20 protein-coding genes are annotated in these 24,314 nt (G+C 65.3%); 4 read left to right on the forward strand and 16 right to left on the reverse strand.

Going from position 1 to position 24,314, the window contains the following annotated elements:
• The 3 genes from J2X50_RS17840 to J2X50_RS17850 all read right to left on the reverse strand — a co-directional run bounded on the left by J2X50_RS17840 (position 1) and on the right by J2X50_RS17850 (position 3,232).
• The gene (locus J2X50_RS17840) at positions 1–990 is read right to left on the reverse strand and encodes an Hsp33 family molecular chaperone (RefSeq protein WP_429096946.1); all 990 of its coding nucleotides are present in this window, start codon (positions 988–990) and stop codon (positions 1–3) included.
• A 116-nt stretch (positions 991–1,106) separates the two neighbouring features.
• Complete coding sequence (gene argF / locus J2X50_RS17845) at positions 1,107–2,024, reverse strand: ornithine carbamoyltransferase (protein ID WP_429096949.1); 918 nt, start codon at positions 2,022–2,024, stop codon at positions 1,107–1,109.
• A 14-nt stretch (positions 2,025–2,038) separates the two neighbouring features.
• A complete protein-coding gene (locus J2X50_RS17850) occupies positions 2,039–3,232 on the reverse strand; it encodes an aspartate aminotransferase family protein (RefSeq protein ID WP_429096952.1) in 1,194 nt (397 codons plus the stop codon).
• Between the two features lie 351 nt (positions 3,233–3,583).
• Here J2X50_RS17850 and J2X50_RS17855 point away from each other — a divergent pair, with 351 nt between their 5' ends.
• The gene (locus J2X50_RS17855; RefSeq protein ID WP_429096954.1) at positions 3,584–4,105 is read left to right on the forward strand and encodes a GcrA family cell cycle regulator; all 522 of its coding nucleotides are present in this window, start codon (positions 3,584–3,586) and stop codon (positions 4,103–4,105) included.
• A gap of 154 nt (positions 4,106–4,259) precedes the next feature.
• Here J2X50_RS17855 and J2X50_RS17860 read toward each other — a convergent pair whose 3' ends face one another.
• The 3 genes from J2X50_RS17860 to J2X50_RS17870 form a co-directional block, all read right to left on the reverse strand.
• The gene (locus J2X50_RS17860) at positions 4,260–5,267 is read right to left on the reverse strand and encodes a magnesium and cobalt transport protein CorA (RefSeq protein ID WP_429096956.1); all 1,008 of its coding nucleotides are present in this window, start codon (positions 5,265–5,267) and stop codon (positions 4,260–4,262) included.
• An 88-nt stretch (positions 5,268–5,355) separates the two neighbouring features.
• A complete protein-coding gene (gene phoU / locus J2X50_RS17865; RefSeq protein ID WP_340036295.1) occupies positions 5,356–6,078 on the reverse strand; it encodes a phosphate signaling complex protein PhoU in 723 nt (240 codons plus the stop codon).
• 114 nt (positions 6,079–6,192) lie between these two features.
• Positions 6,193–7,470: an ATP-binding protein gene (locus J2X50_RS17870; RefSeq protein WP_429096957.1), complete on the reverse strand. Its 1,278-nt coding sequence runs from the start codon at positions 7,468–7,470 to the stop codon at positions 6,193–6,195.
• A gap of 102 nt (positions 7,471–7,572) precedes the next feature.
• Between J2X50_RS17870 and ppk2 the strand changes: the two genes are divergently transcribed.
• Complete coding sequence (ppk2, locus tag J2X50_RS17875; protein WP_429097037.1) at positions 7,573–8,508, forward strand: polyphosphate kinase 2; 936 nt, start codon at positions 7,573–7,575, stop codon at positions 8,506–8,508.
• A gap of 7 nt (positions 8,509–8,515) precedes the next feature.
• On the opposite strand, the gene J2X50_RS17880 is transcribed toward ppk2, so the two are convergent.
• Positions 8,516–10,321: a glycosyltransferase family 2 protein gene (locus J2X50_RS17880; RefSeq protein ID WP_429096958.1), complete on the reverse strand. Its 1,806-nt coding sequence runs from the start codon at positions 10,319–10,321 to the stop codon at positions 8,516–8,518.
• 519 nt (positions 10,322–10,840) lie between these two features.
• Here J2X50_RS17880 and J2X50_RS17885 point away from each other — a divergent pair.
• Positions 10,841–11,665 (forward strand): transporter substrate-binding domain-containing protein, encoded by an 825-nt coding sequence (locus J2X50_RS17885; protein WP_429097040.1) that lies wholly within the window; start codon positions 10,841–10,843, stop codon positions 11,663–11,665.
• A 3-nt stretch (positions 11,666–11,668) separates the two neighbouring features.
• Here the strand turns inward: J2X50_RS17885 and J2X50_RS17890 are convergent, their stop codons facing one another.
• Entirely contained in the window at positions 11,669–12,082 is a 414-nt protein-coding gene (locus J2X50_RS17890) for a tellurite resistance TerB family protein (protein WP_429096961.1), read from the reverse strand.
• Between the two features lie 154 nt (positions 12,083–12,236).
• On the opposite strand from J2X50_RS17890, the gene J2X50_RS17895 reads away from it, so the two are divergent.
• Complete coding sequence (locus J2X50_RS17895; protein WP_429096963.1) at positions 12,237–13,889, forward strand: lysine--tRNA ligase; 1,653 nt, start codon at positions 12,237–12,239, stop codon at positions 13,887–13,889.
• A gap of 209 nt (positions 13,890–14,098) precedes the next feature.
• On the opposite strand, the gene J2X50_RS17900 is transcribed toward J2X50_RS17895, so the two are convergent.
• From J2X50_RS17900 to J2X50_RS17935, 8 genes are all read right to left on the reverse strand, one after another.
• Positions 14,099–14,884, reverse strand: coding sequence for a thermonuclease family protein (locus tag J2X50_RS17900; RefSeq protein WP_429096965.1), 786 nt, complete (start codon positions 14,882–14,884; stop codon positions 14,099–14,101).
• Positions 14,885–14,890: 6 nt separating this feature from the next.
• On the reverse strand, positions 14,891–15,538 hold the full coding sequence (locus J2X50_RS17905) for a S24 family peptidase (protein ID WP_429096966.1): 648 nt from the start codon (positions 15,536–15,538) through the stop codon (positions 14,891–14,893).
• A 109-nt stretch (positions 15,539–15,647) separates the two neighbouring features.
• Entirely contained in the window at positions 15,648–16,196 is a 549-nt protein-coding gene (locus J2X50_RS17910) for a thioesterase family protein (RefSeq protein WP_429096968.1), read from the reverse strand.
• Positions 16,197–16,203: 7 nt separating this feature from the next.
• A complete protein-coding gene (locus J2X50_RS17915; RefSeq protein ID WP_429096970.1) occupies positions 16,204–18,423 on the reverse strand; it encodes a 3-hydroxyacyl-CoA dehydrogenase NAD-binding domain-containing protein in 2,220 nt (739 codons plus the stop codon).
• 211 nt (positions 18,424–18,634) lie between these two features.
• Positions 18,635–19,843: an acetyl-CoA C-acetyltransferase gene (locus tag J2X50_RS17920; RefSeq protein ID WP_429096972.1), complete on the reverse strand. Its 1,209-nt coding sequence runs from the start codon at positions 19,841–19,843 to the stop codon at positions 18,635–18,637.
• A 220-nt stretch (positions 19,844–20,063) separates the two neighbouring features.
• Positions 20,064–21,233: an acyl-CoA dehydrogenase family protein gene (locus J2X50_RS17925; protein WP_429096974.1), complete on the reverse strand. Its 1,170-nt coding sequence runs from the start codon at positions 21,231–21,233 to the stop codon at positions 20,064–20,066.
• Positions 21,234–21,449: 216 nt separating this feature from the next.
• Positions 21,450–23,246: an acyl-CoA dehydrogenase gene (locus J2X50_RS17930; protein WP_429096977.1), complete on the reverse strand. Its 1,797-nt coding sequence runs from the start codon at positions 23,244–23,246 to the stop codon at positions 21,450–21,452.
• Positions 23,247–23,470: 224 nt separating this feature from the next.
• Positions 23,471–23,923, reverse strand: a complete 453-nt coding sequence (locus J2X50_RS17935; RefSeq protein WP_429097042.1) for a MerR family transcriptional regulator — start codon at positions 23,921–23,923, stop codon at positions 23,471–23,473.
• Positions 23,924–24,314: the final 391 nt, after the last annotated feature.

Raw genomic sequence — 24,314 nt, forward strand, 5'->3', positions numbered from 1 at the left:
CTAATCGACTGCCGCGAACTCGCCCGGATCGAACTCGTAGGCCTTCGAGCAGAACTCGCAGTTGACGCGAATGCGGCCGCCTTCGACGCTGTCCTTGATCTCCTCCGCCGAGAAACCCTGCAGGATGCCGCGGATCTTATGGTCCGAGCACGAGCAGTTGTCGGCGACATGCACGCCCTCATAGACGCGCACGCCGTGCTCATGGAACAGGCGGTAGAGCAGCCTTTCGGCGCCCACGGTCGGATCGATCAGTTCCGTCGGCTCGATGGTCGCGACCAGCGCCAAGAGCTCCTGCCAGGCATTGTCCTCGGGCTCGGCCGCGATATCGCGCTCGTCGCCGTCGCCGCCATGGATGTCCTGCACCCTCCGGCGCTCGGGCGAGTCCGGCAGGAACTGGGCCAGCAGCCCGCCGGCGCGCCAATGCTCGCCGCCGCCCTCGCCCGGAAGCACCAGCTTGGCGACCGACAGGCGCAGGTCGGTCGGGATCTGCTCCGACTGCCTGAAATAGGTACGCGCCGCCTCTTCGAGCGAAATGCCGTTGAGCTCGACGATGCCCTGGTAGCGCTGGGTATGCGCACCCTGGTCGATGGTCAGCGCCAGGACGCCGGTGCCGAGCAGGTCCCCGGGTGCGGTCATGCCGGCCTTGATGGCCGCCTCGACGCGGTCGGCATCGAAGCGGGCATAGGCACGCAGCGAATGCGGCGTGGTGAAGTCGGCCACCAGCATGTCCACCGGCCCGTCGGTGCGGGTCTGCAGGATGAACTTGCCCTCGAACTTGAGCGAGGTGCCGAGCAGCACGGTGACCACGCAGGCCTCGGCGAGCAGCCTCGCTACGGGCTCAGGATAGTCATGACGGTCGAGTATCTGGTCGAGCAGGGGCCCGAGCTGCACGGTGCGGCCGCGCACGTCGAGCGGCTCCACCGCGAATGGAACGACGTGGTCGTCGCCGGCGAACCCGAACTCGCCGAGCTTGCGTTCGGTCTCAGTCACTGGATCTGTTTCCCATACAATGAATTCCGCGATCCGTCGGCCAGCCGGCGGTCGCAGAACAAGGCATCGATAGATTGTGTTGATCCCGCCCCAGATAGGGTCGCGGGATCAGTCATTCAAGCGCCGAGGCACCAGGCCAACACGGCCTTCTGTGCATGCAGCCGGTTCTCGGCCTCGTCGAACACCACCGAGTTGGGCCCGTCGATCACCTCGTCGGTGACCTCCTCGCCGCGATGCGCCGGCAGGCAGTGCATGAACAGCGCGTCCGGCTTGGCGTGCTTCATCAGTTCGGCATTGACCTGATAGGGCAGGAAGACGTTGTGGCCGCGGGCGCGGTGCTCCTGGCCCATCGACACCCAGCAGTCGGTGACGATGGCGTCGACGCCGCTGACGGCTTCCTCGGCATCGCGCGTCATCATCACCTTGCCGCCATTGGCGCGGGCCCAGTCGACATACTTCTGCTCGGGCTCGCTGCCTTCCGGCACGGCCATGTTGACGTTGAAGCGGAAGCGCGCCGAGGCTTCGAGCAGCGAGTGCAGCACGTTGTTGCCGTCGCCGGTCCAGGCAAAGGTCTTGCCGGCAACCGGGCCGCGATGCTCCTCGAAGGTGAGGATGTCGGCCATCAGCTGGCACGGATGGGTGTCGTCGGTGAGGCCGTTGATGACCGGGATGGTGGCGTTCTCGGTCAGCTCGAGCAGGCGGTCATGCGCCGTCGTGCGGATCATGATCGCGTCGACATAGCGCGACAGCACCTTGGCGGTGTCGGCGATCGACTCCGAACGGCCGAGCTGCATCTCGGTGCCGGTCAGCATGATCGTCTCGCCGCCGAGCTGGCGCATGCCGACATCGAAGGAGATGCGCGTGCGCGTCGACGGCTTGTCGAAGATCATCGCCAGCACCTTGCCCTCGAGCGGCTTGGATCGTTCGCCAGCTTTCAGGCGCGCCTTGCGCGCCGCCGCATCGTCCAGAATCCCGCGAAGGTCGCTCCCGGACAGGCCCGAGAGGTCGGTGAAATGACGAATTGCGCTGGTCATAAGTCGTCCTTGGTTTATCCGCCGTTGGCGGCGGCCTTGGAGAGGCTGGCGGCGCCGGCGCGGATGCGCTTCAGCGCTTCCTGGATGTCCGCGTCGGTGGTCGTGAGCGGCGGCAGCAGACGGATCACGTTGTCGCCGGCAGGCACCGCAAGCAGCTTCTGGTCGCGCAGCGCCATGTTCACCTTGGTGTTGGGCATGGTGCATTTGAGACCGAGCATCAGGCCGGAGCCTCGGATGTCGGAAATCACATCCGGGAACTCGTCGGCGATGGCCGCGAGCCCTTGCTTCAGGAGCAGCGCCTTGCGGCTGACCTCGTCGAGGAAGCCTTCTTCGAGCACGACATCGAGCACGGCGTTGCCGACCGCCATGGCGAGCGGATTGCCGCCGAAGGTGGTGCCGTGCACGCCCGGCGTCATGGCGCTCGCCGCCGCTTCGGTGGCAAGGCATGCACCCACCGGGAAGCCGCCGCCGATGCCCTTGGCGATCGCCATCAGGTCGGGCGCGACACCCGACCACTCATAACCATACAGCTTGCCGGTCCGGCCGATGCCGCACTGCACCTCGTCGAAGATGAGCAGCAGGCCGTGCTTGTCGCACAGCTGGCGCAGGCGCTTGAGCGAGGCCGTCGGGAACGGGCGGATGCCGCCCTCGCCCTGCACCGGCTCGAGCAGGATCGCCGCCGTTTCGGGCCCGATCAGCTTCTCCGCCGCATCGATGTCGTCGAAGGCCACCTGGTCGAAGCCGTCGACCTTGGGGCCGAAACCTTCCAGGTACTTCGCCTGGCCGCCGGCGGCGATGGTCGCCAGCGTGCGCCCGTGGAACGCGCCCTCGAAGGTGATGACGCGGTAGCGCTCCGGATGGCCGTTCTTGTAGTGGTAGCGGCGCGCCGTCTTGATCGCGCATTCCAGCGCTTCCGCGCCCGAATTGGTGAAGAAGACGCGGTCGGCGAAGGAGTGCTCGGCCAGGCGCTCGCCCAGCCGGCTCTGGCCGGGGATCTCGTAGAGGTTCGAGACGTGCCACAGCTTGGCGGCCTGCTCGGTCAGCGCCTTGACGAGATGCGGATGGCCGTGGCCCAGCGAATTGACGGCAATGCCGCCGGCGAAATCGAGATATCGCTCGCCGTTCTCGGCCACCAGCCAAGAGCCCTCGCCTCGCTCGAAAGCCAGGGGTGCGCGAGCAAATGTCTCGTAAAGCGCCGAACCGCTCATTATATGCATCTCCGGAACCGGAAAATCAAAAAGCCGCCTCAAGCGGCGGCCCCGCGGGTATATCAGGTTTTTCGGTCATGAAGTCAACGAAAACGTCGTGCAGGACCAAGCGACGTGCCCTTGCTGGCCGCGCCCGGCGGCAAGGTTGAGGCAAGTTGGGGAAAACCGAAAAAACAGAATCACTGTTGCCGGTCGGACTCTTGTCACCGAGTCAGCGCATCGGTAATTGTAGTTGAGAAATAACTAGATTTCGTGCGGCGGACATAATCACCGAATAGATGTGGTGCCCACCCGGCCCCCGGGGTGGTGAAGGATTCCGAATTCTGCGCGCTAAATCAGGAGCACGGTCTCATGAACTGGACTGACGAGCGGGTCGAACTTCTCAGGAAATTGTGGTCGGAGGGTCTGAGCGCAAGCCAGATCGCGGCGCAGCTGGGCGGTGTCAGCCGCAATGCCGTCATCGGCAAGGTCCATCGCCTGAAGCTGTCCAGCCGTGGCCGCGCCACGGCCGCGCCGGCGCGCCAGAAGAAGGCGACCGCGACGGCCCCGAGCGCGACCAAGTCGGTCCAGCGCACGGTAACGACCACGCGCACCGTGACCGCCACCATCGGCGCCACCGCGCTCCAGGCCCAGTTCGACGTGGAGCCGGTCGCCCGCCACTACATCCGCCCTGTCGAGAACGTCGTCGTGCCGATCTCGCGGCGCCTGCAGCTGATCCAGCTCAGCGAGCGCACCTGCAAGTGGCCCAATGGCGACCCGCTGAGCGAAGACTTCAACTTCTGCGGCAACGATGTCGGCGACAGCGGCCCCTATTGCGGCTACCATTCGAAGGTCGCCTTCCAGCCCGCCTCCGAGCGCCGCAAGGCGCGCTGAGCGAATAGCGAATAGCGAATAGAAATCCAAGAAAAGGCCCCGGATCGTCGATCGAACGGGGCCTTTTTCTTTCTAGTCGCCACTCACTACCTATTTCTCAATATTCCCCAATTCCCTTCGCTACTCACTACTCACTACTCCCTACTCGCTCCCTTCACAGCCACCCGTTCTTCCTGAACCGCCAGTAGAGTACCGAGCACACTACTGTGATGATGGCGAGCACCGTCGGGTAGCCGTAGGCAAACCTGAGTTCGGGCATGTCCTGGAAGTTCATGCCGTAGATGCCTGCGAGTGCGGTCGGCACGGCCAGGATCGCCGCCCAGGACGCCAGCTTCTTGGCGATCGCCGTCTCCTGGCTCTGGCCGACGAGCACGCTCGCCTCGAAGGCGAAGGCCAGCACCTCGCGCAGCGTGTCGACCTTTTCGAGCACCGTCCGGATATGGTCGCTCACGTCGCGGAACATCGGATGCATGGCGGGCCGCAGCTGCGGCAGGTCGGCCGTCGTCAGCCTCCGGCAGACCTCGACCAGCGGACCGGCGGCATTGCGCAGCCTGAGCAGGTCACGCCGCAGCATGTAGAGCCGCTCGATGTCCTTCGAGGTCATCGGCCGCGCCAGCACGCCGTCCTCGATGACGTCGACCTCCTCCTCGATCTGCTCGAGCACCGGCATGTAGTTGTCGACGATGAAGTCGAGGATGGCGTAGAGGATGAAGTCCTCGCCCTTGGCCAGGGCGCTCGGGCAGGATTCCCAGTGCTGGCGGACCGCCGCGTAGGACGTCGAGACGCCGTGCCGCACGCTGACGATGTAGCCCTTGCCGACGAACATGTGGGTCTCGCCGAAATCCACCCTGCCCTGCACGAGCTGCGCGGTGCGCGCGACGATGAAGAGCGCGTCGCCATATTGCTCGATCTTGGGACGCTGGTGCGGATGCTCGGCATCCTCGATCGCCAGGTCGTGGAGGTTGAACTGCTTCTGCACCCGCAGGAGCAGTTCGCGGCTCGGCTCCAGCAGCCCGATCCACACCACATGGCCATCCTTGGCGGCCCAGTCTCCGGCTTCCTCGATGGCGATGTCGGCCAGCCTGCGCCCGCCGAGATAGACGCTCGAAGCGACGACGCCCGGCTCCGGGTCCTGGTCGAACTTCCTGGCTAGCTCGGTCATGGCTGCACCTGGAGAGTGATGTGCCTGCGCGATCAGGCGTTCAGTCTAGCCCCTCGCCGCAATCCATAGAAGTGCCTTGCGCCGAAGCTCAGGGCTTGGCCTCGGCGGCAAGCGTGACGCGGTGGCTGGCGTCTTCCTTCGGCCGCTCGGGCGGCATCTGCTCGCCGGTGACGATGTAATAGATGGTCTCGGCGATGTTGGTGGCGTGGTCGCCGATGCGCTCGATGTTCTTGGCCACGAACAGGAGATGCGTGCAGGGCGTGATGTTGCGCGGGTCCTCCATCATATAGGTCAGCAGCTCGCGGAACAGGGATGTGTACATGGCGTCGATCTGTTCGTCGCGGTCGCGCACGAAGCCGATCTTCTCGACCGAGCGCGAAGCGTAGACGTCGAGCACTTCCTTGAGCTGCGTCAGCGCCAGTTCGGCCAGCGCCTCGAGGCCGCGGAACAGGCTGGTGGGCTGCCGCCCCTCGGCCACCACCGAGACGCGCTTGGCGATGTTCTTGCCGAGGTCGCCGACACGCTCGAGGTCGGCCGAGATGCGGATCGCCCCGATGATCTCGCGCAGGTCGGTCGCCATCGGCTGGCGGCGGGCGATGATCAGGATCGCCTTGTCGTCGATCTCGCGCTCGGCCTCGTCCAGCAGCGCGTCGTCCTGGATCACCCGTTGCCCGAGCTCGGGATCGCCGTTGACGAGCGCTGCGACCGCGCGGTCGACCATGCGCTCGGCCTGACCGCCCATGGCCGCGATCTTGCGGGCGAGGAACTTCAGCTCCTCGTCATAGGCGCTGACGATGTGAACGGACTGCATTTTCGACACGGGCCTTCCTGCTTGGCGGATGATTCATGCTTCTAAATCCGCAAGCCTAAGCTAGCCTGATGACAGAAAAAAGAAATGCTTGGCGTCGGCAAACCTTTTGCCGGCTCAGCGCGCCGGCAACGACACGGTGAAGGCCGATCCCTTGCCGAGTTCCGACCTGATGGTCAGCCGGCCGTTGTGCCGGCTCAATATGTGCTTGACGATCGAAAGGCCCAGCCCGGTGCCCTTCTGGGCGCGGCTGGTCTCGACGTCCACCCGATAGAAGCGCTCGGTGACGCGCGGAATATGCTCGGCCGGGATGCCCGGGCCGAAGTCGCGCACCGTCACTTCCAGCTCCGGTTCGCCGGCCTCGCTGACACGCCGCATCGACACCTCCACGCGTCCGCCCGACTGGCCGTACTTGCAGGCGTTCTCGAGCAGGTTCTGGAACACCTGGAACAGCTCGTCGCGGTCGCCGTGGACCTCCAGCGGGCCCTCGGCGAAATCGCGCTCCACCACCACGCCGGTCTCGGCGGCGAGCGGCGCCAGCGAGGCGATCACCGCCTCGACGGTCTGGCGCAGGTCGACCTTCACGCCGGGCTTGAGATAAGGCTTCATCTCCAGCCGCGACAGGGACAGCAGGTCGTCGATCAGCCTGGCCATGCGGCCGGTCTGGTTCTGCATGATCTGCAGGAACTGGTCACGCGCATTGGCATCGTTGCGGGCCGGTCCGCGCAGCGTCTCGACGAAGCCGGCGATCGAGGCCAGCGGGGTGCGCAACTCGTGGCTGGCATTGGCGATGAAGTCGGCACGCATGCGGTCGATGCGGCGCGACTCGCTCTGGTCCTTGAAGGCAAGCACGAACAGGCCGGTGCCGCGCCCGACCGCCGATGCGGTGACGCGGAAGACCCGTTCGAACGGCACTCTTTCGACATATTCAGCAGTCAGCGAGCCGTTGCGGCCGTCGAGCACGCCCTCGATCAGGGACTGCATTTCCGGCGCGCGGAATTTCAGCAGCAACGGCAGGTCGGGCTTGATGGCGCCGAAGGCCGCCTCGGCGGCCTCGTTGGCATGCACCACGGCGCCGCCGCGATCGAAGATGATCAGCGGGTCGGCGACGGCTGCGGCCAGCTTTTCGCCCGACAGCCGGTCGAGCGGCGAGCGCTCTGCTCGCGCTGCCACCTCGGCCAGGCGCCGCCCGGCATTGGTGCGGGGCGCGACCATCGCAAACAGGAAGAGCAGGGCGATGGCAAATACGGTGACCCAGGCGGAGGCGGCGCCGTAGAAATGCACGACAAGCACCGCGACGACCGCCGCGGCGAGCATCCACCGGTTCTGGTAGAGGCGCCCGGCCGTGAGCCGCACCGTCCGCTTCGCTCGTGTCTGGGTGCCGGTATCCGCCATCTCTGCCCATCGCGACGCACGCCCGAGGCATCCAACAAGCCTCTGGACCGCAGTTGTGCCACCCAATAGCATGGTTCGCAGAGCTGGAAAGGTGCCGTGGCCATGAAAAAAGACAAGGAAACCAAGAAGGATGCTCCCGCCGAGGCCGTCGGCGCGCCACCTGCCGCCGAGGCCGGCCCGGTCAGGCTCAAGGTCGGCAAGGACGAGCGCAGCTTCGACATCAACGACCCGAAACTGCCCGACTGGGTCGACAAGAAGGCGCTGAAGTCGGGCAACTATCCCTACGACGACAAGCTGCCCGAGAAGCAATACGAGGAGACGCTGGAACAGCTCCAGATCGAGCTGGTCAAGTGCCAGGCCTGGATGCAGGCGACCGGCAAGCGCGTGCTGGCGTTGTTCGAGGGCCGCGACGCCGCCGGCAAGGGCGGCACCATCTTCGCGATCAGGCAGTACATGAACCCGCGCACCGCGCGCAACGTGGCGCTTACCAAGCCGACCGAGACCGAGCGCGGCCAATGGTACTTCCAGCGCTACGTCGCCCAGTTCCCGACCGCCGGCGAGTTCGTCACCTTCGACCGCTCCTGGTACAACCGCGCCGGCGTCGAGCCGGTCATGGGCTTCTGCACGCCCGAGCAGCACCGGCAGTTCCTCGACGAGGCGCCGCATTTCGAGGAGATGATCGTCAACGAGGGCATCTACCTGTTCAAGTTCTGGCTCGACATCAGCCAGGAGATGCAGCTCAAGCGTTTCCACGATCGCCGCCACAGCCCGCTGAAAAACTGGAAGTTCTCGCCGATGGACATTGCCGGCATGACCAAGTGGGACGCCTACACCAAGGCCATCGAGTTGATGGTGGAGAAGACGCATACGGCGCACGCGCCCTGGATCGTCGTGCAGGCCAACGACAAGCGGCGGGCGCGGATCGCCGTCATCCGCCACGTCCTGCGCGCCCTGAACTACCCGGGTCGGGACCTCGACGCCATCGGCCGTCCCGACGGCAAGATCATCCACGAAGGCATGAAATTCCTGAACGACTGATCCGCGCTCAGAATACGCGCGCCCTGCGGTGCGGCGTCTTGGCCCAATGGTGCGGACGCCGCCACAGTTCGAACAGCGCGCACCAGGCTGCCCACGAGAGCATCGTCCAGTAGACCGGCGTGAACAGGCACAGCTTCCAGAAATCATGCCGGTCCTGCGGCTTCAGCACGATCCAGCCCAGGAGCAGGAAGGAGCCGTAGCCCAGCAGCATGCTGAAGACGTCGAAGGCCACCAGGTAGGACTGCCAAAGCTCCATCGGCAGGTCGAAGACCACCTGGATGCCGAGGCCGAACAGCAGCAGGATCAGCACCAGGTGCAGCAGCGACGACAGCACCATGCCGGCGAACAGGATCTGCGTCACCACGAACGACAGCACGGGCAATTGCCTGGCCAGCAGGGCCGGCTCGCGCATGTGCACCAGCCAGGTCATGATCCAGCCCTTGAGCCAGCGCACGCGCTGGCGATGCCAGGAGCGGAAATCCTCGGGCCCGTCCTCCCGGGTCGGGCGCGACAGCGTCTCGCATCGATAGCCCCGGCGCGCCAGCCTGAGTCCGAGATCGGCGTCCTCGGTCACGTTGTAAGGGTCCCAGCCGCCGACCTCCTCGAGCACCTCGCGGCGAAAATGGTTCGACGTCCCGCCCAGCGGCAGCATCAGTTCGTTGTGCGCGAGGAAGGGCAGCAGGCCGCGGAACAGGGCCGCATATTCGAAGCCGAACATGTTGGCGATCAGCCCCGCGCGGCGGTTGGCGATCTCGAGCGGCGCCTGCAGGCAGGCGAGATCGCGTCCCGAAGCGTGGAAGCGCTGCCAGGCTTCCACCAACTGCATGGAATCGGGGCGGTCCTCGGCGTCGTAGAGGACCACCAATTCGCCGCGCGTCAGCGGCAGCGCATAGGCCAATGCCTTGGGCTTGGTGCGCGGCAGCGACGGCGGCACCAGCACAAGCTCCACAATTCGGCTGAGCGGATGCGTCTGGATGGCGGCGATGGTCTCGAGGTCGTCCTCCTCGCAGACCAGCTTGATCTCCAGCTTGGTTCGCGGCCAGTGCAGCCGGCTCAGCCCGATGAGCAGGTCGGGCACCACCTCCGCCTCCTGGTAGAGCGCAACGATCACCGAATAGACCGGCAGGTCCGGCGACAGGAGCATCGAAATCCGTGGCTGCCTCGCCGGCGGCCGCGAGATCGCCGCCGTCGTGCGCAGGGCGGCGCAGGCGATGAAGAAGGTCACCAGGAACAGGTGCAGGCCAAACAGCATCAGGGTCGGCACGGTCGCCATGGCGACGGGCAGAAATCCCGTCAGCATGCCAAGCGCGTAACCCTGCCACGGCCACATCACGTGGCGCGCCGAATGCTCCGGCTGCTGCTCGTACAGGGCGTCGCGTGCCCGGCGGGTCAGGCTGCGATGGAAACGCGCCAGCAGCGCCTTGCGCAGCGCCGAGGGCGTGACGATGCTGACGCGATGCCTGATGTCCTGCCCGCAGCGCCGGCGCAGGATGTCCCAGCCTGACTGGCAGGGCGCGATGAGTTTGCACAGCCGGCCGTCCCCGTCGAGATAGCCCGCGGCCATGATGCGGTCGCCGCCGCGGCCGAGCATCTCCATGCATGCTCCCTCGTCGAGGAACAGCCGGTCGGGATCGATGGATCGGGCATATTGCATGCCGATCGCACGCGCCATGGCGGCGAAATAGGCCGGTTCGGACACCTGGCCCGACGCCAGCACCTCTGCCTGGAACGTGGTGCCGTGAAAACGCGCCTGCGCCGCCAGCCGCGCGCACTCGCCTGGCGACACGCCTAGGCCGCCGAGCACTGCACGCATATCCTCCAGGCTGGCTGGAATCGAAAAAAGCGGATCGACGGCGCTTCCGGCGCTTTCGCCCGGCAGGGCGCCATCAGCCGCAGGCTTGCGCACAAAAAAAGAGGGGCGGATGGTTGCTCGACTTACGTCCGCGGCAACCATCACGCACCCGCGGCCTGCGAGCCGCAAATTTGGATACTACAACGATAGTCGGACCAAACCGCACCGATCGCAGCACACGATCTGTACGCCCCCGCACATCCTCCCCACGGCGACTGGTCCAGTGCCACTGCAACATCCCCCAATGCTGCAAGCCCTGCCGCCATCTATGCATATCGCCAGGCGCTGTTCCATGCCCCGAACGGGTGAGTTAACAAGCCGAACATATATCATGCTATATGTTTCGCGGCATCGCCGCACCAACTCACATAAAGTTGCATCGTAGCGTCGCAGGGGGCTTTGCCTGGCCCCGGCAGCGGCGCTAATGCTTGCGCACAGGATGGGGAATTGGCCGGAGCATTCATGAAATTCGCACCGCTGATGCTTGCGACGGCCATGTCGTTGACGGCTCTCGCCGCGCCGCCGGCTGCCGCGGAACCGCAGGTGCCGGTCCTGTGGGATCAGAAGGAGAGGCTGCCGAAGCCGGATCTCTCGGCGATGCCACGGCTGCGATTCCTCACGACGACCGACTTCCCGCCCTTCAACTTCATCGACAAGAACGGCCGCCTGTCGGGCTTCCATGTCGATCTCGCCCGCGCTATCTGCGCCGAGCTGGGCATTCCCGAGAAGTGCCAGATCCAGGCGCTGCCATGGGCGGAGCTCGACGGAGCCCTCAAGGCGGGCGACGGCGAGGCACTCATCGCCGGCGTGCCGGCCACCGCCGACAACCGCGAGCAATATGCCTTCTCGCGGCCCTATCTCCAGTTTCCGGCGCGCTTCATCATGAAGAAGCCCCAGGCCGTCACCGAGCCGCTCGTCGACAAGCTCGCCGGCAAGCGCGTCGGCGTCATTGCCGGCTCGGCGCATGAGCGGGTGCTGCGTGACTATTTCCCCCAGGTCCAGACCGTCACCTTCTCCAAGCCGGAATGGCTCTTCGGTGACCTCAAGGCCGACAAGCTCGACGCCGTCTTCGGCGACGGCATGCGCCTGTCGTTCTGGCTGGCGGGCAACGAGGCCGAAGGCTGCTGCCGCTTTGCCGGCGGGCCCTATCTTGCGCCCGAATATCTCGGCACCGGGCTCGCAATCGCGGCGAAGCTCGACGACCAGCGTCTGGCCGAGGCCTTCGACTACGCGCTGCACGAGATTTCGGCGAAGGGCACCTTCGCCGAACTCTATCTGCGCTATTTCCCCGTCAGCTTTTACTGAGCGTCAGGTCAGCATGCGGTGGCGGGCCTTGGTCGCCCGCTCGATCGCCGCGACCGTCAGCGCATCGACGCTCAGATGCTTGCGCAGCAGCTGCAGCACGCGCAGTTCCTCCATGCGCATTTCGAGATCGACCGAAGCGACCTCGAAAGCCGCCGCATAGGCGGTATCGTGCAGGCGCTCGGGGATGACCCGCCTTGCCGTGTCGAGGACATCGTCGAGACCGTTGTCGGCATGCAGCATCAGCTGGCAGTCCTGGGCCACCGCAATCAGGCGCTTGGCGTCGAAGTCGATGAAGACCGGCCAAGTCCTGACCACCTCGCCGATCCGCGCCAGCTCGACGTCGGTCATGTCGCGGTCGGAAGCGGAGGTGATGACCATCAGGTAGATCAGCGCCTCGTGGGCGGTCGGCAGGGGCATGGAATACTCCGGAGGTTGAATGTCCGCAGAACTTAGGAACGAGCCGGCCCCGCCGCAATGAAAAACGGCCGGAATCGTTGACGCCCGCGGCAGGCGCGCATAGAGCATGGCCGTCTTCGGCGGAAATTCCGCCAACAATCAAAGGGCTCTCGACATGACGAGATCAAGCATCATCGATCTCAACCCCGAACTCCTGGCGGCCGCTGCCGAAAGCAAAGCCTGGCCGTTCGAGGAAGCCAAGAAAATCGTCGAGCGCTACAAGAAAACGGGCCTGCCCGAGACGGTGCTGTTCGAGACCGGCTACGGCCCCTCCGGCCTGCCGCACATCGGCACCTTCGGCGAAGTGGCGCGCACCACCATGGTGCGCCACGCCTTCCACGTGCTGACCGAGGGCAAGGTCAAGACCAGGCTGCTGTGCTTCTCAGACGACATGGACGGCATGCGCAAGATCCCGGACAACGTGCCGGATCGCACAGCACTCGAGCCCTATCTGCACATGCCGCTGACCGCCGTGCCGAACCCCTTCGGCGGCGACTACGAGAGCTTCGGCCACCACAACAACGCGATGCTGCGCCGCTTCCTCGACACCTTCGGCTTCGACTACGAGTTCGCCAGCGCCACCGACTACTACAAGTCGGGCAAGTTCGACGCGATGCTGCTGATGGCCGCGGAAAAGTACGACGACATCATGAAGGTGATGCTGCCGACGCTCGGCGAGGAGCGCCAGGCGACCTACAGCCCGTTCCTGCCGATCTCGCCCAAGAGCGGCCGCGTGCTCTACGTGCCGATGAAGAACGTCGACGCCAAGGCCGGAACCATCACCTTCGACGACGAGGACGGCACGGAAACCACGCTTCCGGTCACCGGCGGCAAGGTCAAGCTGCAGTGGAAGCCCGATTTCGGCATGCGCTGGGCAGCGCTCGACGTCGATTTCGAGATGTTCGGCAAGGACCACCAGACCAACGCGGCGATCTACGACCGCATCTGCGTCATCCTCGGCGGCCGCGCGCCGGAGCATTTCGTCTACGAGCTGTTCCTCGACGAGAACGGCCAGAAGATCTCGAAGTCCAAGGGCAACGGTCTCACCATCGACGAGTGGCTGACCTACGCGCCGACCGAGAGCCTCGGGCTCTACATGTTCCAGCGTCCGCGCCAGGCCAAGAAGCTCTATTTCGACGTCATCCCGAAGGCGGTCGACGAATATTACAGCTTCCTCGCCGCCTATCCGCGCCAGGCCTGGAAAGAGCGCCTCGGCAACCCGGTCTGGCACATGCACGGCGGCAACCCGCCGGCCCTTGACCTGCCGGTGCCGTTCTCGCTGCTGCTCAACCTCGTCAGCGCCTCCAACGCGCATGACAAGAGCGTCTTGTGGGGCTTCATCTCGCGCCACGCTCCCGGCGTGACGCCCGAGACGCATCCCGAGCTCGACAAGCTGACCGGCTACGCCATCCGCTATTTCGACGATTTCGTGAAGCCGACGAAGGTGTTCCGCGCGCCCGACGAGGTCGAGCGCGAAGCACTTGCGGCCCTCGAAAAGGCGCTGGGCGAACTGCCTGCCGGTGCCGACGGCGAAGCGATCCAGAACGCCTCGCTCAACGTCGCCCGCAAGATCGAGCGCTACCAAGATCATTCGAAGCAGAGCCCGGAAGGCGGCCCCGGTGTGTCGGGCGCCTTCTTCCAGATGATCTACCAGGTGCTGATCGGCCAGGAACGCGGCCCGCGCTTCGGCTCGTTTGCCGCCCTCTACGGCACCGCCGAGACGCGCGCGCTGATCCGCAAGGCGCTGGAAGGCAAGCTCGCGGCTTAAGCCGCGCGATACGTTCTCCGAAGCTCTCCCTTCTCCCTGCTCTGTGCGGGGAGAAGGCCACGCTTGTCGAGCCGGCGAAGAAGAGCGCGTCTCAGTAGACCTCATGGTGAGCCTGTCGAACCACGAGGGCTACTGGGGCGCGCTTCGCCCCTCATCCTGAGGTGCGAGCGAAGCGAGCTCGAAGGCGGCACCGCCATGGATGCGTAGGGTCAATCGGTAGAGCCGGCGGTGTCGGGCGGCGGACCGAAGATGCCCTTTTTGTCCGCCTCGGCCTTCCTGCCGGCATCCTCATAGGGGCCGCCGGCCTCGGCCCTGGCCCAGCCATTGGCGACCAGCCATTCGCCGACATCCATCTTGCCGATCCGGCATTTCGCCACGGCCTCGCCGCCGGTCTTCTCCGGCGGCACGTCGCAAACCACGGCGCGGCCGCGCAGGAAACCGCGGAAGGCGGTGCGGGCGCGAGCGCTGCAATTCCATTCCTGGCCGTCGGCGGTGCAGCTCTCGCCCTCTTCAAGCGGAACGAGGCCGGCGATCGTCACGCCGAGGCCCATGGCCTCGATCCGCCCGGCAGCACTCGCCACCGGCCGGAACAGGGTTGCCCCGTCCCATTCGTCGTTCATCTTCGGCTTCGGCGGCAATGCCAGGCTGAGTTCGCTCAGCGGCGCCCGCGGCGCCTCGCGGGTGAGCCCGCCCGCCTCGGTGGCAGGCGGCGCGAATTCGCCCTTCGCCACAGGCCGCGCGGGATCGAGCGCCGCCTGCCCCGTCTCCTCCGCCACTGGCCCGCCGCTTGCCGCATCGGGTGCCGTTTCCGTCGGCGCGACCGCGGCGGTGCTGTCGACGTCGAAGTTTTCGGTCAGGTCGGCAGGCAGGTCGCTTTCGTCGATCGTGTCGAGGGACGGCGCTTCGAGCGCCGCGAGGCGCTGGCCGCCCGCGGAGACGACTGCCACTGCGAGACCGAAGCCCAGTGCGGCGAAGGCGAGTGCTGCTGGTTTCATGCGATGCTACTGGCTTGCCCAGACGATGCGGGCCACCCACTCCACCTCGCCCGTCACGAAGCGCCGGTTGGGATGCTCCGGATTGAGCGATATCAGTTCGATGATGCCCTGCGCCTGCCGTTCGAGCACCTTGGCCATGACCTCGCCGGAGGTGGTCTTGACCACGACGCGGTCGCCCTTGCGCACCGCGGCACCCGGCTCGACGATCAGCACGTCGCCGTCACGATAGAGCGGCAGCATGGAATCGCCCTGCACCTGCAAGGCGTAGGAACTGTCGGAGGTGCGCGCCGGAAGCTCGACCAGGTCCCACCCCTGCCCTGCCGGAAATCCGGCATCGTCGAAGAACCCGCCGGCGCCCGCCTGTGCAAAGCCGAGCAACGGCACGCCGGCCGTCCTCTGCCGTGCCTTCGCCTTGCCCGCCTTCGACGGCTCGATGAAGCCCAGGAACTCCTCCAGCGAGGAGTTGGTGGCCTCGATGATCTTGGCTAGCGACTCGGTCGAAGGCCAGCGCGGGCGGCCGTCGACGGACTGGCGCTTGGATTTGTTGAACGCGGTCGAGTCGAGCCCGGCCTTCTTGGCCAGGCCCGATGCCGAAAGCGAATAGCGCTCGGCAAGAGCGTCGATCGCGGCCCAGACACGTTCGTGCGAGAGCATGGCGCTCCCCTTGAGAACAGGAAAAAATACCTTTCGGCATTTAACCACGCGCTCGGGGAAAGTCCAGATGCCTCCGACAGTCATAAGCGCAGGGGAGCGCCCGCGGGCTTCACTCACCCGATTTGGCGAGTGCCCTCAGTCCCTTGTGCGAGGCGATGAAGATGCGCTCCTCCTCGCTCACGTCGCGGGGTGCGGCCCCGTCATAGCCGAGCTCGCGCACCAGGTCGTCGATCTGCACGAAGCGCCGGTTGCTCCGGTCGTAGACGCCGGCGCTGGTCATGATCAGGGCCGCCGTCTCGCCATTGGCGAGCACGAAGCGGTGCTTGCCGATCACCTCGGTGCCGTTCCAGGTCTCGACCGAGGAGACGACGTCGAAGCGTTTCCACAGCCTGATCTCGCGCACGAACACCGTCTGCAGGCCGCCCAGCATCGGCGCCCAGCCGTGCTTGCGGGCGAGCTCGATCAGGCCCGAGCGCATGAAGATGTCGATGCGGCCGACGTCGGCCAGCATCATGTAGCGCGCATTGTTGAGATGCATGTTGAAGTCGATGTCGGTCGGCAGGCAGCGGAACGACAGCCGGCCCTCATCGCCAAAACGGTAAGGGCCGCGACGGGATTTCGTCGCGGCCATCCGTGCCAGTCTTGCCCAGACGTACATTCTCGCCTCAGGCCGCCTTCTTTTCCTCGGCCTTCGCGTAGGAATCGAAGCGCTGGTAGAAGGTCTCGCCCTTCTCGGCCATGTCGACCAGAAGTTTCGGAGCCTTGAACTCGGCGCCGTATTTCTTCTGCAGGTCCCTGGCGATCTTGACGAACTTCCTGGCGCCGATGCCGTCGATGTAAGACAGCGCGCCGCCCGTGTAGGGAGCGAAGCCGAAGGCGAGGATCGAGCCGACATCCGCCTCGCGCGGGTCGGTGACGATGCCCTCCTCCATCACCCGCGCCGCTTCCAGCGCGATGACCGAGAGCAGGCGCAGCTTCAGTTCCTCGACGTCGACCTTCTCGGGCGCCTTCTGCGGATAGAGGTCCTTCAGGCCCGGCCACAGCTTCTTCTTCGCCGGCTTTGCCGGGTAGTCGTAGAAGCCCTTGCCGTTCTTGCGGCCGAAACGGCCATGGGTGTCGACCATGGTGTTGATCAGCTCCATCTGGCGCGGATCGACGGCCTTCTCGCCGAGATCCCGGATGGTCTGCTTCATGATCTTCTGGGCGAGGTCGACGGCCGTCTCGTCGGTCAGCGCCAGCGGGCCGACCGGCATGCCGGCAGCCTTGGCGGCGTTTTCGATCATCGCCGCAGGCACGCCTTCGATCAGCATCTTGAAGGCTTCCGACATGTAGCGCAGCACACAGCGATTGACGTAGAAGCCGCGCGTGTCGTTGACCACGATCGGCGTCTTCTTGATGGCGCGGACGAAGTCCATCGCAACTGCCAGCGCCTTGTCGCCCGTCTTCTTGCCCATGATGATCTCGACCAGCATCATCTTGTCGACCGGCGAGAAGAAGTGGATGCCGATGAAGTTCTTCGGACGGGCCGAGTTCTTGGCGAGCGAGGTGATCGGGATGGTCGAGGTGTTGGAGGCAAACACCGCCGACGACTTGAGCGCGGCTTCCGCCTTTTCGGTAGCGGCCTTCTTGACTTCCGAATCCTCGAACACCGCCTCGACCACGAGGTCGCAGCCGGCGAGGTCGGCATAATCGGCGCTCGGCATGATCAGCGACAAAAGCTTGTCGCGCTCCTCCGGCTTTGCCCGGCCCTTCTTGACTTGCTCCGAGATCAGCGTGTCGGAGTGGGCCTTGCCCTTCTCCGCCGATTCCTGGTCGCGGTCGATCAGCACCACGGGGATGCCGGCCTTGGCGGTGACATAGGCAATACCCGCGCCCATGAAGCCGGCGCCGATGATGCCGATCTTCTTGAACTTGGTGTCGGCGATGCCTCCGGGGCGGCGGGCGCCCTTGTTCAGCTCCTGCAGCGACACGAACAGCGAGCGGATCATCGCCGCCGCTTCCTTCGACTGCATGATCTCGGTGAAGTAGCGCTGCTCGATGCGCAGGCCGGTGTCGAACGGCACCAAGAGGCCTTCATAGACGCACTTCAGGATCGCCTCGGCGGCCGGATAGTTGCCGTAGGTCTCGCGGCGCAGGATGGCGATTGCCGGCGGCCAGAGATTGGCGCCCGCTGCCGAATAGACCGGACCGCCCGGCAGCTTGAAGCCCTTCTCGTCCCACGGCTGGACCGGCTTCAGGCCGTTCCTGATCATCGCCTTGGCGGCCTCGATCAGCTTCTTCGGCTCGGCGATCTCGTGGATCAGGTTCATGCCCTTCGCCTTCTGCGGCGAAAGGTTCTGGCCCGAGGTCAGCATCTGCAGCGCTGACTGGGGGTCGGCGAGCCTCGGCACGCGCTGGGTGCCACCGGCGCCCGGGAAGATGCCGACCTTCACTTCCGGCAGGGCCATCTTGACCTTGTCGGAGTCGGCCGCGACGCGGCCGTGGCAAGCCAGCGACAGCTCGAAGGCCCCGCCCATGCAGGTGCCGTTGATGGCAGAGACCCAGGGCTTGCCGCAGGTCTCGAGCTTGCGCCACAGCGCGCCCATGCGGCCGGCATTGTCGAACAGAAGCTTGGCCGCCTTCTCCGGGTCCTTGGCCTTTTCCTTGGCATAGATGCCGAGCATCTTCTGCAGCATGGTGAGGTCCGCACCGCCCGAGAAGGTCTCCTTGCCCGAGGTGATGACGGCGCCCTTGATGGCGGCGTCGGCGACGACCTGGTCGATGATCTTGTCGAGCTCGTTCATCACCTCCTCGGTGAAGACGTTCATCGAGCGGTCGGGCATGTTCCAGGTGACGAGCGCGATGCCATCGGCATCGACGTCGACCGAAAAGTTCGTGTAGGTCATGGAGAAGTTCCTCCTTGAAAATCTGTTGCGTCAGCGAAAGAGCGCGACGGTGAAACTGCGGGCCTCTCCCCGTTTACGGGGAGAGGATGCCGGCAGGCAGGTGAGGGGCGGAGTTGACGTCGCCGATCCAGGCGCAGCCCCTCATCCGGCCTCCCGAGTTCAATCGAGGGGCGGGCCACCTTCTCCCCGTGAACGGGGAGAAGGAAAAGCGTCACACCCTCTCGATGATCGTCGCGGTGCCCATGCCGGCGCCGATGCACAGCGTCACGAGTGCCGTGTTCAGGTCGCGGCGCTCGAGTTCGTCGAGCACGGTGCCGAGGATCATCGCGCCGGTGGCGCCCAGCGGGTGGCCCATGGCGATGGCGCCGCCATTGACGTTGATCCTGTCGTGCGGGATCTCGAAGGCCTGCATGTAGCGCAGCACGACGCTCGCGAAGGCCTCGTTGAGCTCGAACAGGTCGATGTCCGAGAGCTTCATCTTGGCGCGCTTCAAGAGCTTCTCGGTCACGTCGACCGGGCCGGTCAGCATGATCGCCGGCTCGGAGCCGATGTTGGCGAAGGCGCGGATGCGCGCGCGCGGCTTGAGGCCCATCGTCTTGCCGGCCTTCTTCGAGCCGAGCAGCACTGCCGCCGCGCCGTCGACGATGCCCGACGAATTGCCGGCGTGGTGGACGTGGATGACCTCTTCCAGCTCCGGATAGCGCTGCACGGCGACCGCGTCGAAGCCGCCCATCTCGCCGGGAATGACGAAGGACGGCTGCAGTTGGCCGAGCGACTGCATGTCGGTGGTCGGGCGCATGTGCTCGTCATGGGCGAGGATGGTCAGGCCGTTCTGGTCCTTCACCGGCACGACCGACTTGTTGAAGTAGCCCTTCTCCCACGCCTTGGCGGCGCGCTTCTGGCTCTCGACCGCATAGGCGTCGACGTCGTCGCGCGAGAAACCGTACTTGGTGGCGATCAGGTCGGCCGACACGCCCTGCGGCATGAACCAGGCAGGCAAGCCGACCGAAGGGTCCATGAACCAGGCACCGCCCGACATGCCCATGCCGACGCGCGACATCGACTCGACGCCGCCGGCAATGACGATCTCGTCTGCCCCTTGCGCGATCTTGGCCGCGCCGAAATTGATGGCGTCGAGGCCGGAAGCGCAGAAGCGCGAGATCTGCATGCCCGGCGCCTTGTTGTCATAGCCGGCCTCGAAGGCGGCCGAGCGCGGGATCACCGAGCCTGCTTCGCCGACCGGGTCGACGCAGCCGAAGATGATGTCGTCGACCTGGGCGGTGTCGAGCCCGTTGCGGTCGCGCAGGGCTTCCAGCACCTTGGCGCCGAGGCGCACCGCCGGGACTTCGTGAAGGGAACCGTCCTTCTTGCCCTTGCCGCGCGGCGTGCGCACGGCGTCATAGACAAAAGCGTCAGCCATTTTTCGTCTCCTTTAAGGCCAAGCCCTGCGATTTCTCCGCATGGCTTTGCGTCTGCAGTCGACCCCCGCTCCGTCTCGGCTTCGCCTCGACACCTCTCCCCCGTTCGACGGGGGAGAGGAAAGGCAAGCTGTCCCGGCGCTACTCCAGCTTGGGTTCCTCTCCCCCGGGCAGGGAGAGAGGTGGCCCGCAGGGCCGGAGTGGGGGTGGTTCAATCTTCCGCTACAAGCTCCTCGCGATGAGCAGCTTCATGATCTCGTTGGTGCCGCCGTAGATGCGCTGCACGCGGGCATCGCGATACATGCGGGCGATGGGATATTCATTCATGTAGCCATAGCCGCCGAACAGCTGCAGGCACTCGTCGACGATCTTGCACTGCAGGTCCGACAGCCAGTACTTGGCCATCGAGGCAGTTACCGGATCGAGGCCGCCGGAAATGTGACGAGCGACGCAGTCGTTGTAGAAGACGCGCCCGATCGTCGCCTCAGTCTTGAGTTCGGCCAGCTTGAACTGGGTGTTCTGGAAATCGAGGATCGCCTTGCCGAAGGCCTTGCGCTCCTTGACGTAATCGATGGTGGCGGCGAGCGCCCGCTCGATCATGGCAATGGCGCCGGTACCGATCTGCAGTCGCTCCTGCGGCAGCTGCTGCATCAGTTGCACGAAGCCCTGCCCTTCCTCGGCACCGAGCAAATTGGAGGTCGGCACGCGCACGTCGTTGAAGAACAGCTCGGAGGTGTCGTTGGCCTTCAGCCCGATCTTGTCGAGGTTGCGGCCGCGCTCGAAGCCCTCGACCTCGTCGGTCTCGACGACGATCAGCGAGGTACCCTTGGCGCCCTGCGAGGGGTCGGTCTTGGTCACGACGATGATCAGATTCGCCAGCTGGCCGTTGGTGATGAAGGTCTTGGAGCCGTTGATGCGGTACTGGTTGCCGTCCTTCTCGGCGCGCGTCTTCACGCCCTGGAGGTCGGAGCCGGCGCCCGGCTCGGTCATGGCGATGGCGCCGATCAGCTCGCCGGTCGCCATCTTGGGCAGCCACTTCTTCTTCTGCTCTTCCGAGCCGTAGTGAAGGATGTAGGGCGCGACGATCGAATTGTGCAGGGCGATGCCGAAGCCGTCGACGCCGACATGGCCGATTGCCTCGATGATGGCGCTCTCATGGGCGAAGGTGCCGCCCGAACCGCCATATTCCTCGGGCATCGAGGCACAGAGCAGGCCGGCCGCGCCCGCCTTCTCCCAGCTCGCGCGGTCGACCATCTCGTTCTTCTCGAACTCGTCGTAGCGCGGCAGGATTTCTTCCGTCAGGAAGCGGTGTGCCATGTCGTAGAGCATACCGACTTCCTCGCCCGCCCAGGCGGGCTTGGGTAATGAAAGGACTTCGGCTGGGTTGATCATTCGCTTCCTCCCAAAGTCACCGTCTAGACACCCCCCTCTGGCCTGCCGGCCATCTCCCCCGCAAGGGGGGAGATTGGCTGTCGCGATGGCATCCGCCAATCTCCGACGTTGCAGGACGAGCGCTGAAACTGAAACTGTTGATCTCCCCCCTTGCGGGGGAGATGCCCGGCAGGGCAGAGGGGGGTGCGAAGAAACGCCAAGCCGGACATCACGTTTCTAGAACGCCTCCGCCGGAAGCGCCATCATGGTCGCCGAGCCGGTCGAGATGCGGGCGAGATGCGCCGCGGTCTCGGGCATGACGCGCTCCATGAAGTAGCGGCCGGTCACCAGCTTGGTCTCCAGGAACGCCGCCTGGTCGCTGGCGCCGCCCACGAGCTTGTCCTGCGCGGCCTTCACCATCCGGCCCCACATGTAGCCGAGCGCGACGAGGCCGAAGAGATGCATGTAGTCGGTCGAGGCGGCACCCGCATCGTCCGGGTTGGCCATGCCGTTCTGCACCAGCCACATGGTCGCGGCCTGCAGGTCGTTGAGCCCCTTCTTCAGGCCCTTGGTGTAGGGCGCCATCTTCTCGTCGGCGCGGTTGGCCTCGCAGAATTCGCCGACGTCCTTGAAGAAGGCCTGCACGGCGCGGCCGCCATTGAGGCCGAGCTTGCGGCCGACGAGGTCGAGCGCCTGCACGCCGTTGGCGCCTTCATAGATCATGGCGATGCGAGCATCGCGCACGAACTGGCTCATGCCGTGCTCTTCGATATAGCCGTGGCCGCCGAAGACCTGCTGCGCCATGACGGCATGCTCGAAGCCCTTGTCGGTCAGCACGCCCTTCACCACGGGCGTCATCAGGCCCATGTGGTCCTCGGCCGCCTGGCGCTCGCCTGCCTCTCCGGAGCGGTGGGCGACGTCGGAGTTGATCGCGGTCCACAGCACCAGGGCGCGGCCGGCCTCGTTGAAGGCCTTCATGGTCATCAGCTTGCGGCGGATGTCGGGGTGGACGATGATCGGGTCGGCCTTCTTCTCGGGCGCCTTGGCGCCGGTCAGCGAACGGCCCTGCAGGCGGTCCTTGGCGTAGGCGACGGCGTTCTGGTAGGCGACCTCGGAAACAGCCAGGCCCTGCAGGCCGACGCCGAGGCGCGCCTCGTTCATCATCGTGAACATCGCCTTCAGGCCGCCATTGGCCTCGCCGAGCAGGAAGCCCCTGGCCTGGTCATAATTCATGACGCAGGTCGAGTTGCCGTGGATGCCCATCTTCTCCTCGATCGAGCCGCAGGAGACGGCGTTGCGCTCGCCGGCATTGCCCTGGGCGTCGAGGTTGAACTTGGGCACGATGAACAAAGAGATGCCCTTCACGCCTTCCGGCGCGCCCTCGATGCGGGCCAGCACCAGGTGCACGATGTTCTCGGACATGTCGTGCTCGCCGGCCGAGATGAATATCTTCTGGCCGGAAATCCTGTAGGAGCCGTCGCCGTTGGGCACGGCCTTGGAGCGCAGCAGGCCGAGGTCGGTGCCGCAATGCGGCTCGGTCAGGTTCATGGTGCCGGTCCAGGTACCCTCGACCATCTTGGGCAACCAGGTCGCCTTCTGCTCGTCCGAGCCGTGGACGAGGATCGCCGCCATCGCGCCCTGGGTCAGGCCGGGATACATCATCAGCGCCATGTTGGCCGAGGACATGAATTCGCCGACCGCCGAATGCACGGTATAGGGCAGGCCCTGGCCGCCATGCTCGGCCGGCACGGCCAGGCCCATCCAGCCGCCTTCGCGATACTGGTCGAAGGCTTCCTTGAAGCCCTTCGGCGTGGTCACCGTGCCGTCGTCGTTGCGGACGCAGCCTTCCATGTCGCCGACGCGGTTGAGCGGATGCATGACGTTTTCGGCAAGCTTCGCGCCCTCGGCGAGGATCGCCTCCAGCACGTCGGCGCTGGCGTCGGCAAAACCGGCGAGGTTGCCGTAGCGCTCGTAGCCGAGCACGTCGTTCAGCACGAAAAGGGTGTCCTCGACCGGGGCCCGGAATATCGGCATGCTCTTCCTCCAAGCAAGTTGGTGCCGGCTCCGACGAGACGCTATGCGACACGGAACCGCTTGTCGAACCGCGAATAGCAAAAATTGACGTTTGCGTAAACGTCAATTTTTGCTGATGCCGGCTTTGGAGTCGAAACCCTCGCCACGCGCGCCCTGCAAACGCAGAACGGCCCGGCAGGGTCTCCCCGGCCGGGCCGTCCAAATCGTTGCTCTGGCCGTGCGGCTCAGCCTGCCGCGCTGACCTGCGGTGTCGTGCGCTCGGCCAGCATCTGCCGGACGACAGTCATGTGGTTGGTCAGCTCGTCGATCGCCTCGTCGAGCAGCTGGCGCTGCTTCTGCAGGCGGCCGAGCTGCTTCTCCGACTTGTCGATGGTGAGGCGAAGCTGCTTCGAATTGGTGCCGCTCGGATCGTAGAGATCGATCATCTGCTTGACGTCGCGCAGCGAGAAACCGACCTTCCTGCCGAGCAGGATCAGCTTCAGGCGGGCGCGGTCGCGCCGCGTGTAGAGGCGGGTCGAGCCTTCGCGCTTGGGGTTGAGCAGCCCCTTGTCCTCGTAGAATCGCAACGTCCTCAGTGTCACGCTGTATTTCTTCGCCATCTCGCCGATACGGACATAGTCCTCACCGGTAAGATTGTTTTCATTGGCCGCGGCTTCGGCGACCGATACGAGCTTCATCATCTACTTCCGATATCCCCGATTGCGAGCATGGCGGCGTGGCCTGCGGTGCTCTGATCAAAGCCGAAGGGGGGAGGGCTTTCGATCGTGGTTGCTGTGTAAATGCACTTAAGCGGGTGTTCCCCACCCGACTTACGTTTACGTAAATGCTATAACGATGAGGCGCACCCTACGCAAGGGAAATCTGGTCGCACCTCACCGTGCGGCAGGGTGCCGCGATGTCGCACATTCTTAAGCTTGGTTAAGGGCTTGTTTACCACGTTGGGGGAAATGTGCGCATGTCGGTTCTCCCGTGGTCATCATGTATCGAATTGTTCACGGTTTCGGAGGGCGGCGAGAGCCCCGGAAGCCATATTCCGCGCGGCGCTTCGCAGACCCCGATCCCGGCAAG

The organism is Aminobacter sp. BE322, from assembly GCF_050433525.1.
Lineage (GTDB): Bacteria > Pseudomonadota > Alphaproteobacteria > Rhizobiales > Rhizobiaceae > Aminobacter.

Coding starts and splice junctions, on each gene's coding strand:
- argF (WP_429096949.1), bottom strand. CDS start 2,024: ATGACCAGCGCAATTCGTCATTTCACCGACCTCTCGGGCCTGTCCGGG.
- J2X50_RS17850 (WP_429096952.1), bottom strand. CDS start 3,232: ATGAGCGGTTCGGCGCTTTACGAGACATTTGCTCGCGCACCCCTGGCT.
- J2X50_RS17855 (WP_429096954.1), top strand. CDS start 3,584: ATGAACTGGACTGACGAGCGGGTCGAACTTCTCAGGAAATTGTGGTCG.
- J2X50_RS17860 (WP_429096956.1), bottom strand. CDS start 5,267: ATGACCGAGCTAGCCAGGAAGTTCGACCAGGACCCGGAGCCGGGCGTC.
- phoU (WP_340036295.1), bottom strand. CDS start 6,078: ATGCAGTCCGTTCACATCGTCAGCGCCTATGACGAGGAGCTGAAGTTC.
- J2X50_RS17870 (WP_429096957.1), bottom strand. CDS start 7,470: ATGGCGGATACCGGCACCCAGACACGAGCGAAGCGGACGGTGCGGCTC.
- ppk2 (WP_429097037.1), top strand. CDS start 7,573: ATGAAAAAAGACAAGGAAACCAAGAAGGATGCTCCCGCCGAGGCCGTC.
- J2X50_RS17880 (WP_429096958.1), bottom strand. CDS start 10,321: ATGCGTGCAGTGCTCGGCGGCCTAGGCGTGTCGCCAGGCGAGTGCGCG.
- J2X50_RS17885 (WP_429097040.1), top strand. CDS start 10,841: ATGCTTGCGACGGCCATGTCGTTGACGGCTCTCGCCGCGCCGCCGGCT.
- J2X50_RS17890 (WP_429096961.1), bottom strand. CDS start 12,082: ATGCCCCTGCCGACCGCCCACGAGGCGCTGATCTACCTGATGGTCATC.
- J2X50_RS17895 (WP_429096963.1), top strand. CDS start 12,237: ATGACGAGATCAAGCATCATCGATCTCAACCCCGAACTCCTGGCGGCC.
- J2X50_RS17900 (WP_429096965.1), bottom strand. CDS start 14,884: ATGAAACCAGCAGCACTCGCCTTCGCCGCACTGGGCTTCGGTCTCGCA.
- J2X50_RS17905 (WP_429096966.1), bottom strand. CDS start 15,538: ATGCTCTCGCACGAACGTGTCTGGGCCGCGATCGACGCTCTTGCCGAG.
- J2X50_RS17910 (WP_429096968.1), bottom strand. CDS start 16,196: ATGTACGTCTGGGCAAGACTGGCACGGATGGCCGCGACGAAATCCCGT.
- J2X50_RS17915 (WP_429096970.1), bottom strand. CDS start 18,423: ATGACCTACACGAACTTTTCGGTCGACGTCGATGCCGATGGCATCGCG.
- J2X50_RS17920 (WP_429096972.1), bottom strand. CDS start 19,843: ATGGCTGACGCTTTTGTCTATGACGCCGTGCGCACGCCGCGCGGCAAG.
- J2X50_RS17925 (WP_429096974.1), bottom strand. CDS start 21,233: ATGATCAACCCAGCCGAAGTCCTTTCATTACCCAAGCCCGCCTGGGCG.
- J2X50_RS17930 (WP_429096977.1), bottom strand. CDS start 23,246: ATGCCGATATTCCGGGCCCCGGTCGAGGACACCCTTTTCGTGCTGAAC.
- J2X50_RS17935 (WP_429097042.1), bottom strand. CDS start 23,923: ATGAAGCTCGTATCGGTCGCCGAAGCCGCGGCCAATGAAAACAATCTT.